Annotated in this window: 9 protein-coding genes; 5 read left to right on the forward strand and 4 right to left on the reverse strand. The window is 46.9% G+C overall.

The features are described from left to right. Nucleotides 1-240: 240 nt before the first annotated feature. The 4 genes from melA (at nucleotide 241) to U1I11_RS14080 (ending at nucleotide 5,934) form a co-directional block, all read left to right on the forward strand. Entirely contained in the window at nucleotides 241-1,746 is a 1,506-nt protein-coding gene (gene melA / locus U1I11_RS14065) for an alpha-glucosidase/alpha-galactosidase (RefSeq protein WP_322906759.1), read from the forward strand. Nucleotides 1,747-2,335: 589 nt separating this feature from the next. After that, entirely contained in the window at nucleotides 2,336-3,331 is a 996-nt protein-coding gene (locus U1I11_RS14070) for a Gfo/Idh/MocA family protein (protein WP_322906760.1), read from the forward strand. A gap of 429 nt (nucleotides 3,332-3,760) precedes the next feature. After that, a complete protein-coding gene (locus tag U1I11_RS14075; protein WP_322906761.1) occupies nucleotides 3,761-3,994 on the forward strand; it encodes a hypothetical protein in 234 nt (77 codons plus the stop codon). 224 nt (nucleotides 3,995-4,218) lie between these two features. Continuing rightward, nucleotides 4,219-5,934, forward strand: coding sequence for an ABC transporter ATP-binding protein (locus U1I11_RS14080; protein WP_322906762.1), 1,716 nt, complete (start codon nucleotides 4,219-4,221; stop codon nucleotides 5,932-5,934). An 86-nt stretch (nucleotides 5,935-6,020) separates the two neighbouring features. On the opposite strand, the gene U1I11_RS14085 is transcribed toward U1I11_RS14080, so the two are convergent. Beyond that, nucleotides 6,021-6,656 carry a PBECR4 domain-containing protein gene (locus U1I11_RS14085; RefSeq protein WP_322906763.1) on the reverse strand — a complete coding sequence of 212 codons (636 nt, stop codon included), beginning with the start codon at nucleotides 6,654-6,656 and terminating at the stop codon, nucleotides 6,021-6,023. Between the two features lie 380 nt (nucleotides 6,657-7,036). Beyond that, complete coding sequence (locus tag U1I11_RS14090; protein WP_322906764.1) at nucleotides 7,037-7,963, reverse strand: dipeptidase; 927 nt, start codon at nucleotides 7,961-7,963, stop codon at nucleotides 7,037-7,039. Between the two features lie 210 nt (nucleotides 7,964-8,173). Here U1I11_RS14090 and U1I11_RS14095 point away from each other — a divergent pair, with 210 nt between their 5' ends. Continuing rightward, nucleotides 8,174-8,821, forward strand: coding sequence for a hypothetical protein (locus U1I11_RS14095; protein ID WP_322906765.1), 648 nt, complete (start codon nucleotides 8,174-8,176; stop codon nucleotides 8,819-8,821). A gap of 344 nt (nucleotides 8,822-9,165) precedes the next feature. Here the strand turns inward: U1I11_RS14095 and U1I11_RS14100 are convergent, their stop codons facing one another. After that, on the reverse strand, nucleotides 9,166-11,706 hold the full coding sequence (locus U1I11_RS14100) for a diguanylate cyclase domain-containing protein (RefSeq protein ID WP_322906766.1): 2,541 nt from the start codon (nucleotides 11,704-11,706) through the stop codon (nucleotides 9,166-9,168). A gap of 36 nt (nucleotides 11,707-11,742) precedes the next feature. Then, nucleotides 11,743-12,333, reverse strand: coding sequence for a biliverdin-producing heme oxygenase (locus U1I11_RS14105; RefSeq protein ID WP_322906767.1), 591 nt, complete (start codon nucleotides 12,331-12,333; stop codon nucleotides 11,743-11,745). Between the last annotated feature and the right edge of the window lie 16 nt (nucleotides 12,334-12,349).

The following is a 12,349-nucleotide window of genomic DNA, read 5'->3' on the forward strand; positions in this document are numbered from 1 at the left end:
TATTGGTAACGCTTTAATCATGAGGGCAGTTACAATAAAATCAATCAAACCGCTGCCTGATCGGTTTGGAATTGTACTGTTATGCCAGTTGTTTGGACTAGCATAAAAACAGTAACCGTTCAGATCAGGGGAATAGGATCGAACCTGCCAACAGCAAACAACAACGGTGTCATGTATAGCAGGCAGATGAGCATATTATACGAGCGGTAATATGACGATGAATGATGGAGGATGCTAAATATGTCATTTAAAGTAACGTTTGTCGGAGCGGGAAGTATCGGTTTTACACGTGGGTTGTTGCGTGATCTGCTAGCTGTGCCGGAGTTTGCCGGAATTGAGGTCGCCTTTACCGATATTGCGCCGCATAATCTGGATATGGTTACCCGTTTATGTCAGCGCGATATTACGGAAAATGGGCTGGACATTACGATTCAATCGACGACCGATCGACGTGAGGCGTTGAAGGATGCGCGCTATGTTATTTGTACATTTCGTGTAGGTGGGTTAGAAGCATTTGCGACCGATGTTGATATTCCGCTGAAATACGGTGTCGATCAGTGCGTAGGGGATACGCTGTCGGCAGGTGGCATTATGTACGGTCAGCGTGGTATTGCCGAAATATTAAACGTATGCCGTGACATTCGTGAAGTCGCTGCGCCGGATGTGCTGTTGCTGAACTATTCCAATCCGATGGCGATGCTGACATGGGCGTGTAATCAGTATGGCGGTGTGCGTACGGTTGGATTATGTCACGGTGTACAGCACGGTCATGAGCAAATTGCCGACGTGTACGGTCTGGATAAACAGGACGTGGATATTATTTGCGCTGGTATTAACCACCAAACATGGTATATCCAAGCATCACATAAAGGTCGTGATTTGACCAAAGGGCTGCTGGAAGCGTTTGAAAAGCACCCTGAATATGGCCGCACTGAGAAAGTACGGATCGATATGCTGCGTCGCTTCGGTTATTATAGCACCGAATCGAATGGTCATTTAAGCGAGTATGTGCCGTGGTATCGCAAACGTCCGCAAGAAATTGTCGACTGGATCGATATGAATAGCTGGATTAACGGGGAAACAGGCGGTTATTTGCGTGTATGTACCGAAGGACGTAACTGGTTTGAAACCGATTTTCCAAACTGGATGAAGGAGGAACCAAAGCGTTTTGTGGCGGAAGAACGCAGCCAAGAGCATGGTTCGTACATTATTGAAGGGTTGGAGACAGGACGTGTGTATCGCGGTCATTTTAATATGGTCAATCGCGGTGTAATTACGAATTTGCCGGATGATGCGATTATCGAGGCACCGGGTTATGTAGATCGTAACGGCATTTCGATGCCACATGTGGGCGCATTGCCGCTCGGTCCTGCCGCCGTCTGCAATGTGAGCATCTCCGTCCAGCGGCTTGCGGTTGAAGCTGCCGTACATGGTGATGACCAACTGTTGCGTCAAGCATTTATGATGGACCCGCTCGTCGGAGCGGTATGCAATCCGCCGGAAATTTGGCAAATGGTAGACGAAATGCTCGTAGCAGGTGAAGCATGGTTGCCGCAATATGCCGAAGCGATTGCAGCCGCCAAACAGCGTTTGCAATCCGACACATTGCTGCCAACTCGCGAATATACCGGCAATACACGTCTTAAAGTGAAAAGCATCGAAGAAATGCAGCAAGATCGCGAAGCTGCCAGCCGCAACGCCGGTGAAGCGGATAAAGGCAAAGAGCGCGCGCAAATCAAGCAGTAACAGCAGTAAAAGCGTTCAACACAATGAACGCAGTTAAATAGGTTTATTGGAAAATAGTTAGTTGCATTTAACAGCCTGTTTGAAGCGAGCGGCAAACGGGCTTGTTTTGCAAATTTTGTCTTCCCTACACTATCCAATAATCTCTAGTACATTGACCGAGATTAATTTTGAATTTGGTTCAAGCGCTGGATCGTAAGGATTCCAGTATACTATCAAAATTAGCATTTAACATAGTCGATATACTATAGTCTATCTTTACCTAATCACTCTTACTAAATAGGTGCCCTATTCGCTTACCAACAGGCGAGTAGGACACCTATTTATCGTGCCAGCGCAAATATATAATACAATCAAGCACAATTGTGCTATACACAGTCGATCTCAACCTTTACGCTTGATAAGTGGGCATTATGGTGAAATAGAAGTGAAGGTAAATAATATGTATACGGCAGGCGAACGGATGTAGCCATTTATACTAATGGTGGCTATATGTTTGTAATGATGTGCTGTACATAAACGTTTTGCATCCGTGCACCGCTTGTCTGCTCAATGCTCGCACAACATGAAATTCGACAGGAGGTTATACAATATGTCTCAACCGCATGAACGTAAGTTAAACTGGGGAGTGGTCGGCACTGGTGGCATCTCCAACAAATTTATCGCTGATCTGCCGTTTACGAGCAATGGTGTCGCTTATGCAGCCAGCTCGCGCAGTATGGACAGCGCAGCAGCTTTTGTACAAAAATACAATATGAGCCGCGCCTATGACAACTATGAACAGATGCTGGCAGACCCGGAGCTTGATGCCGTCTATGTGGGCACACCGCATCCGTTACATAAAGACAATGTGCTGAAGGCGCTGCATGCCGGCAAGCATGTACTGTGTGAAAAGCCATTTACGATCAATGCGGATGAACTGGAACAAATGATCACACTTGCCCGCGCTAAGAAGTTGTTTCTAATGGAAGGCATGTGGACGCGCTTTTTGCCGCCATTGCTTAAAGTGCGCGAATGGATTCGTGATGGGCGGATCGGTGAAGTGTTGCTGACCAAAGCGGAATTTGGCTTCCGTATGCCTTGGGAGCCGGAACATCGCCTGTTAAACCCGGAACTGGGCGGCGGTGCGCTGCTCGATACAGGCATTTATCCGGTATCGTTTGCTTCGATGGTCTTCGGCGCACAGCCGGAAACGATTTTGAGCACTGCACATATGGGCGAAACAGGTGTGGACGAGCAATTTTCGATCATTCTCGGTTACTCTGGTGGACGTACTGCAACGCTAAACGGCTCGATTCGTCTATTGCTGCCAAATGAAGCATATATTCATGGCACCGCAGGCTACATCCATATCCCCCAATTTCTATTTAGCCGCGAAGCATCTTTGTTCGTGGATGGAGAAAAAATCGAAACATTTACCGATGATCGTGAATGCGAAGGTTACGCCTTTGAAGCGGAGGAAGCAGGACGCCTTATTTTGGAAGGTAAACTGGAAAGCGATATAATGCCACTCGACGAATCATTGGCAATTATGCGCATTCTCGATCAATTACGCGCACAATGGGGCTTTAAGTATTCATGGGAATAAAATGTACGATGAACAGCACCGTTATATGCTCAATCCAGCCGGTGTTTTAAGTATTCGTGGGAATAAAATGTACTGGATTTTAAGTATTTTAAGTATTTTAAGGCAGTCTGCTTTTAAGCGGACTGCCTTTTTGCCGTCGCTCCATCGGAATCCGTACCCTTAGTCCTTCCCAACGTGGTGTCTGACCTCCCACATCTGTATGCCCAAAAAATATGTCTATTTTTTGATAGAAGCCGCCTAAATCGGTTGATATACATAGTAGACTCTGTATAGTTTAACATTGCTCTAACTTCATTTTACAAAGGACAGCATAGGATAAAGGCATAAAACAGCGATCAAGCTGCCAAACGCAAATGCTAATCGCTGCGCCAGAGCAAACGATCTATCCAGCAGGCGAGCAAACGATTATGTAGAGCGAGGTGTATCGACATGACATTAGTAAACAACACAATGTACAAATGGATTAGCTGGCTGCTTGTATTGGCAGCGGTAGCGGTGTATGTAGCTTTTCATACGCGAGGAGCAGTATGGTCTGGTATGGTCTTATTGACCGCCGGCATTGTTATCGGGTTGCTCACGCTTCCGCGCACACAACGCATTTCATTTACGATGTTTTATGTGGTGGCGGTGCCGATCATTTATTTTATTCGCGCCTTTATGTAAGCGTATGAATTGGAATTTTTTAAATGATAATTGTTCTCATTTCAAAATAAAGATGCTATACTATTCCCGTACAGAAGCAGCGCTGAATGAACAGTCCGATGCAAATGACTGTTCATTCAGCGCTGCTGTGCGCCTAAGCCGGAGCGACTGTCCGGGGCAAGCAGCACGATAACCGCCCGCATAAACATTAGTTTGGCGTGGCGGCAGACGAGGGGGAAATACATATGCTACGTCGCTTTTTTGCTTATTACAGACCGTATAAACGGCTGTTTATGATCGATTTTGGCTGTGCGGTGATCGCTGGGCTGTTGGAGCTTGCGTTTCCAATCGCGGTGCAGCGAGTGATTGATGATCTGCTGCCGGGAGGGGATTGGACGATCATTTTGTGGGCATGTGCCGGTTTGTTTGGCATTTTCCTGATTAGCTCGGTATTGCAATATATCGTGACTTACTGGGGACATAAGCTCGGCATTAATATCGAAACCGATATGCGCAAAAAGCTGTTTGATCATATTCAGCGGCTGCCGTTTCGCTTTTTCGATAATGCCAAAACCGGTCATCTTGTGTCGCGCATGACGAGCGATTTGATGGATATCGGGGAGATTGCTCATCACGGGCCAGAAGATTTGTTTATCGCGATTATGACGCTGATCGGCGCGTTTGTTTTGATGGCAAATTTGAATTTGGAGCTGGCGATTCTGACGTTTATCGTCATTCCGTTTATGATCTATTTGTCGATCTTTTTTGGTAGCCAAATGTCGCGTACATTCCGCAAAATGTTTAGCGATATTGCCAATTTCAATGCGCGTGTCGAAAACAATGTCGGCGGGATGAGAGTTGTGCAGGCTTTTGCTAATGAAGATCATGAAATGGCGCAATTTGCCGTAGACAATGGACATTTTCGTCGTACAAAGCTAATCGCTTACCGGATTATGGCGTGGAACTCATCGATCAGTTATATTTTGATGCGGTTTGTATCGTTATTTGTGCTCGTATGTGGAACTTGGTTTGTGCTCAAGCATGGGATGAGCTATGGCGATTTTGTTGCGTTTGTGTTGTTGTCCAATGTGTTTCTAGCACCGATTAAGCAACTGAACTCCGTCATTGATACGTATCCAAAAGGCATCGCCGGATTTCGCCGTTATGAGGAATTGTTGAATACCGATACCGAAATTCACGATCTGCCTGATGCGGTGCCTGCGCCGCCGCTCAAAGGGGAGATTCGCTATCGCCGCGTATCGTTTGGCTATGAAGGTAAGGAGCCGATTTTGAACGAAATCGATCTGGAGATTACGGCAGGTGAGACGGTAGCGCTGGTCGGGCCATCGGGAGCGGGCAAAACGACATTGTGCAGTTTGCTGCCGCGTTTTTACGATATTCAGAGCGGTGAAATTACGATTGATGGACTCGATATTCGCCGGATGACATTATCGTCTTTACGTACGCAGATTGGAATTGTACAGCAGGATGTGTTCCTGTTTGATGGCACGATTCGCGAAAATATCGCGTATGGCAAGCTGGATGCAACCGAAGACGAAATTTGGCAAGCAGCGCGCCGTGCCCAACTGGAAACATTGATCCAATCGTACCCGGAAGGGCTGGATACGGTTATCGGTGAACGCGGTGTTAAATTGTCCGGCGGACAGAAACAGCGTCTATCGATCGCACGTATGTTTCTAAAAAACCCGCCGATTCTTATTTTGGATGAAGCGACCTCAGCACTTGATACCGAAACCGAAGCGGCGATCCAGCAATCATTGAATGAGCTGGCGGTTGGGCGCACGACGTTAATTATCGCGCACCGCCTAGCTACGATCAAAAACGCCGACCGTATCATCGTCGTCACGCCGGAAGGCATCGCCGAGCAAGGCGCACATGATGAATTGATCGAAGCTGGCGGCGCCTATGCTCGTTTGCATGCAGCGCAGTTTGGGGCATGAAGTGCAAAGTATAATATAGCCAGCACGTTGTAACCGTGTATGTATAATAGAATGCCTGTTAGTTTTGAGCCTCCTGTAAGGGGGCTTTATTTTTTACGCTGTTTCGATGCTTGCGTATTTGAATAGGTATGAGCTGGAGGAAAGTGATATCCGTCATCATAAGCTAACTCTGACATTTTGCGAACAGTAACTTTTGTAAAAGGGTTAGATTTTCCGACACGAAAAGAGAGCGGAATATAAAAAGTGGAACTGGGATCGTCTTTATGCATTTTTCGAATACGGAACTCACACAACTTATTGCTTAATGGACTCCGAAAATAAAAACTCGCTTGCGTCATATCATTTGGTCGTGCTAAATGAAGGTGAGGAGTATGGATCATTTGATAAATAAACGGTAAACAAAGCATACGTAGCTCATCATCTTCAAAAGCTCCTTTATTTACAGCGAGCAGATTCTCAAACGTAACAGCGCCGTTTTTTAAATCTAATAATCCCTTATGCCCACTTGAAACGCCTTCAAAGTGGTGGACACCAAGCAGATGCGGTAGATGATTCGGCTCAAAGCGAAGACGAATCTCTTTAAGTTTATTAGCAATTTCAAAGTGGAATTGTCGTCTGGCTAGATAAGTTATGTAAAATTCAGTTATCGTTTGTAAAGATAACTCACCGCGTACAGGTATATGATCAAGGGTCAGTAAGCGTTCAGCAGTTAATGGCAGCAACGTTCAGTCTCCTAATATAAAGAAAAGACCTTGATATCCTCAAGGTCTTTTCACAGTGTAAGTTGGCAACGGCAGAGACCTTCTCTCTGCGGGATCAACCAAGCCAGTAACACGTTCATATTCCCAACGTATTGCTGTAGTATGCAGCGATACTTTAATTATTTTCCATCTTGTTTGTGTAAGATGCCGCCCGGCGCGGTATGCGAAGTGCCAACAATCGACCCGCTCAAAAGCAGATCACATTCACATAAGGTATCATTATTCAAGCTAACGATACATAGTTATTTTAGCGTAATCTTAGATGGAATTCAAATGAATTTGTTAGTATTCAGTTGTTATCCATCTTTTTTTGAACATAAAATTATACCCGTCTCTGCCGCTCACCGTGGCAAATGCTGCAAAAAATTACGATGCGCAAATCCCCGCACCTGATCCTCGCTATAATGCTTCAGCAGCTCATTAATCACATTTTGCGCTTGTCCGGCATGTTCCAGTTCATGCACATGATAAGCGATGCCGTCAAAATCCGAGCCAAGTCCGATATGTTGCACACCGCCCAGCGCACAGAAATGATCGATATGCCGCAGCAGATCAGCGATGTGTACCTGTTCTTGTTCGCTAATAAAATAAGGGCAGTACACGACGTGAATCATCGCATCCCGCTGGAACATCGCTTGTGCTTGCTCATCGGTCAGATTGCGCGGATGATCGAAGATCGCGCGTGCGTTGGAATGCGAGGCAAATGGATACTTTGCGGCTTCCAGTACGTCCCAGAACGCACGTTCACATAGATGGCTCACATCGGTCAGCATCCGCTTGCGGTTGAACATGGCGACCAGTTCCCGTCCAAACGCAGTCAACCCCGCACCGCGTTGTTCCAACGCGCCATCAGCCGCCAAATTGGCAAAATTCCACGTTAGCCCGACCGAGCGTACACCGAGCTGATACAATAGGTTCATCTTTTTCAGATCATTGCCGATCGGATCGACACCTTCGAGTGTTAGCAGTGCCCCGATCTGTCCGGGCTGTAAGGCAGCGATGTCCGACCAGTCGGTAATATGTACCATCTGCGGATGTTTGCCGAGCACCTCGTCATAGAAATAATGGACTTGTTCCAATGCATTTTGAAAACGAAGCGGATCAGGCAGCTCCGGGTCTACAAAAATCGCAAAGCCTTGCATACGCACCTTACCCGCCTGTAACCGGGTATAGTTCGTATCCAACTCCGGTGCATCCGTATAGCTAAGTTTGCCTTGTGACTCGGTAATTTTGTACAGCGCATCACAATGAAGATCGATAATATGCATCGTTAACGACTCCTTTCGATAGACAGTTGCTTCTATGTATCAACGGCAATAAAATTACTTTACATCATACGCCAGCCAAACGATAAAGTACAGGTGAGTGATGGGTAATCATACAGAAGACAATGAGTATCAACCCGCAATGCCTGTCCGCAACGAGCCATTCACGATAGGGTAGACAGGCTGTGATAGATCACAAGATTGAGGTGCAAAATGAGGAAAAAGATAGATCGTATTCGCTCATTTATGCGGGCATGGTTGGATCGTGATCACGATCAGCGCATCAAATGGGCGGAAGTGTATTTGGCGCTTGGCGGTATTGTTCACCGCGCATTAGTTGAAGCACCGCGCAGACGGGCGGCGGCGCAACGTCAGCACGAGGATATACCGGTGTCACGAATGCGGGAGATTCCACTGTTGCCTGGAGATATACTATATACGCCCAGCTCAGAATCGACTTATTATGCCGGGCATATGGGCATAATCGGCACGGATGGGCGTGTATACCATGTACATCCATTTGGCCCGGTCTTTGCTGATACGGTGGAATGGTATGTCAAACGGTTTTACAGCGGCGATCGCTTTATCGTATTTCGTGCGCTGCGTGCAGAAGTTGGAACGGAAGCAGCGGCATGGGCGGAGCAGCATGTGCGGCAAGTACAGGCGTATCGTCTGCATACCGATATGGATCATATCGAGCACAATTATTGCTCCAAATTTATCGATCAGGCGTACCGCTTCACATCCGGCACGGACATTTGGGGCAAAGGCAAGCGCAAACTGCGACACGGTTACCTGTACCCATTTCGTATCGTCAAATCCAAACAGTTGCAGGTGTTAGGCACGTATTTCCGTGAATAGATAAATAAAAAAGGTGCACCGGAAGCAGCGTTTTGCTGTCTTTGGTGCACCTTTTGCTTCGGATGAGCTAGAGCGTGTATGCTTCAACGCAATAGTTTGCGTACACGCTCTAGCATCTAACTTGCCGCTAATTACCGTAATATGATCATGCTAATAGGCTGACTTAAGCACAACAAGACCGTAATAAGCAGCATACGCCAGTACTTTGACCAGCTTACATTCAATAGTTGATTGCCGACAGCTTATGCAAAATACAATGGCATGGTAGCATGAGAACATCGCTGCTTTGCAACATGAAACGGCATATTTAACGCAGTCAGCCTACTGCGTATACTACGCTAACTTTACAAAAAAGCTACCTGATTTTTGCCTAGTTCTTTGGCTTGCATTAACGCTTCTTCACCGCGCAAAATCAGATCGGTCGGGTGTACAAGCGGATCGGGTTGCAGCATTACGCCGCCTACACTGACGGTAATAAAATCGCTGCTGGACGAAGTGCCGGTCGGGATTTGCAGCGCTACTACACTGCTGCGAATATCTTCCGCCAGTTGCACAACGCCATCTTTATTCATACCGCGAACTTGCAACATAAATGTACCGCCACTAAAGCGCGCGATTTCAGCGTTGCAGCGAGCACTGGTTACGCTAAGCACGTCCGCTACCCATTGTACGCACAGATCGCCGCCATTTAAGCCATGAATCGCATTGTATTCACGCAGATCGTCGATATCGATTAACAATAGCGACATTAACTGTTCTTCCTGAATCGCCATATGCCAATTATCCATTAGCTTTTTCTCAAATGCCGTTCGGTTCGGCATATCGGTCAGCGAATCGGTCGCCATATAATTTTGCAACTGATTGCTCATCACACTGTATGCTTCCGATAACCCTATATCCTGCGTGGATTCACGCGCAATAATCATCACTGAAGGTTTACCGCCATAGCTAATTGCGGCGAGCGTAATTTCAAGCTTGAGCGAGTCGTTAGCTGTATTTTTGAACCAGGCATTGTTGGAGATCATATGGATTAGATTTTGTTCCAATTGATTCAAATAATGAATCATATCGTTTTTGAAATCATCCTGTACAAATTGCAGAAAATCCATCCCGATTAGTTCATCACTTATGTCCATCCCGAGCAATACCGCTGCCTCATGATTACAATAAATGATTTTGCGCTGAGTCAATGTGAAAAAAGCAACCGGTGACATTTCCATCAATTGAATGTACCGCTGTTCGTTCCGGCGCAATGTACGGGCATCTTGCAATGCCTGTTCTTCCAGTTCACGCAGCTGATTTTCCGTTTGCCGATGGACGATCGCTTTCAGTTCCGGCAAAATATTCAGCTCTTTGGGCTGCCACGGCATCGAGGTCGATTGTACAACTTGCCGCCATTTTTCAAACGATTTGCGCGGCGACAACCGGACGCCGTCATTTTCTTGAATTACCGCTTTGGCGGGATCGCCTGCCCATTCTACAACTTGCAGCACTTCCGGTCGGAACCAGATAATATAGTTTTGCAAACCAGGCGAAATCGCCAAATACAATGCGCCTGATGCTTTCGCTTTGTATGCTTTGGCTGGTTCGTATTCCAGACTGAGTCTGGAACTGGAATAAATGTAATCGCGCGAACGGCTGCCCATCCAGCCTGCCAGCTCGCGCACTTGTCCCGGTTCCGGTGTATCACCGTATAATAGCAGCTTGTCTTGATAGCTAACCGCAGCACCGGATGCGCTCATGAGCGCTAGCAAGCTATGCTCCTCATCATGAAGCTGCTCGGCAACACGAATCGAATTCATCGTGCCGGTGAAAATGCTGGCGATGCGCAAAGCGGTTTTGCGCAATTGGCGCTCGGATTCATAATCGTCAAGCTGCTGGCGTTGATACAGCTCATTGGAGAAAAACGCACCGAGGAAATTACACAGATTACGTTTGCGATGCGAGATGTATTTGGGTGAATAATGGTGACACGTAATGAGTCCCCATAGTTGATTGTTATGGATTAGCGAGATCGTCATCGTCGCACCAACGCCCATATTGTGCAAATATTCGATATGCAGTGGCGATACACTGCGTAGCACAGACAAGCTTAAGTTGAGCGGTTTGCCAGTCAGCGGCTGTGTTGTTGGAACAATGTCTACTGGCGTATAATTTACATCCACAATCAGACGCAGCCAGTTGCGCAAATATAGCTCGCGCGCCTGCTTTGGAATGTCGGAGGCTGGATAATGATGTCCTAGAAATGGCTCCAATTCCGCTTGCTTTGCTTCAGCGATCACTTTACCGTTCCATTGACTGTCAAATTCGTACACCATAACCCGATCATAACCGAGCATCTCACGAATTTGGTCTGCGGCAGCTTGACTCGCTTCAGCACGATTTGTCGTCTGTTTGACACGACCAAAAAAAGTCTGAATCCATTCAAATTCATTGCTGATCATCGACTCGTCTTCTGCCGGGCATTCCAGTTCGATAATAATCAAGCCTTCGCTTTCATGCAAAACCGCATAAAATTCGACTCGTTCACCGTTCACGTCTACATGGATTTCAATATATTGAAGATCAGATGTCGCTTCGGCTGACAGATCACCGCTCATTAACGTAAACAATTGTTCTTCGCCAATGATCGTTCCTAGCGGTTGCCCTAGCAGTTCTGTTGAGGGACGTCCGAGCAATTGATCGGTATTTGTGCTGCATTGCACAATTTTGTGCTCGCTGTCACGAGTGACGGCAAACAATACGCCATGTGGCTGAATCCGTCCGGGAATATGGATCGGCTCCTTATCACAATTGGTCAAATCGATCGGCTCGCTCGTAATGAAATTTCCATCCGTTAGCAGTGTACGATTAAGGCGCTGGTTGTTGTTGCTAGCATCAGACATAGCGGACTGTCCTCCATTCTCGTGTTGTACCGTACATTATGCATTAATCCATTGCTGCAACAAACGGAAAGTGTCCCGTGCGGAATAAACAATCTCCTGCCGGCTTGGATCGGAATCGCCCCATTTGAGCACAAGCTCACGGAAGCTAAGCCATTGATCCCGTGTGTGCTGTCCGTATCCGTTAAAATAAGAAATGCCTGCTTCCGGCTCAACGGGCAGGAATTTCATCAATTGCTTCGTAATAATCTGACCGCCAAGCGTAGAACCCTCGATCACATAAAAGCAGCCGATTAGCCGCTCTGCTGTCGAAATATCCGGCAGCTCGGTGCACAGTGGTAGCTCGGACAGTTGCTGCGTGGTCAGTCCGAGATGAAGCAAATCACGCTCCAACAACGCTGTTTTGCCGCGCATATTCATATCCAAGCCAAGCTGCTGGGGCAAACCGGAATGAAGGGCACGCTGTTCCAACGGCTGCAAAAAGCCATAAAAAAGCTGCAAATAGTTCGTATATTGCGGCAATGTCATCGTTTTGTCCATCATCGAACGGGCATAGCTGTTATTTTCAATCTGTTGATGGGCATCTGCGGTATCGATGCGCAGACGTTCCAAAATGTTGGTGCTCATCATTCATCCATCCTTTACT

The sequence above is a fragment of the Paenibacillus campi genome, assembly GCF_034659835.1.
Classification (GTDB): domain Bacteria; phylum Bacillota; class Bacilli; order Paenibacillales; family Paenibacillaceae; genus Saccharibacillus; species Saccharibacillus campi.

Coding starts and splice junctions, on each gene's coding strand:
- melA (WP_322906759.1), top strand. CDS start 241: ATGTCATTTAAAGTAACGTTTGTCGGAGCGGGAAGTATCGGTTTTACA.
- U1I11_RS14070 (WP_322906760.1), top strand. CDS start 2,336: ATGTCTCAACCGCATGAACGTAAGTTAAACTGGGGAGTGGTCGGCACT.
- U1I11_RS14075 (WP_322906761.1), top strand. CDS start 3,761: ATGACATTAGTAAACAACACAATGTACAAATGGATTAGCTGGCTGCTT.
- U1I11_RS14080 (WP_322906762.1), top strand. CDS start 4,219: ATGCTACGTCGCTTTTTTGCTTATTACAGACCGTATAAACGGCTGTTT.
- U1I11_RS14090 (WP_322906764.1), bottom strand. CDS start 7,963: ATGCATATTATCGATCTTCATTGTGATGCGCTGTACAAAATTACCGAG.
- U1I11_RS14095 (WP_322906765.1), top strand. CDS start 8,174: ATGAGGAAAAAGATAGATCGTATTCGCTCATTTATGCGGGCATGGTTG.
- U1I11_RS14100 (WP_322906766.1), bottom strand. CDS start 11,706: ATGTCTGATGCTAGCAACAACAACCAGCGCCTTAATCGTACACTGCTA.
- U1I11_RS14105 (WP_322906767.1), bottom strand. CDS start 12,333: ATGATGAGCACCAACATTTTGGAACGTCTGCGCATCGATACCGCAGAT.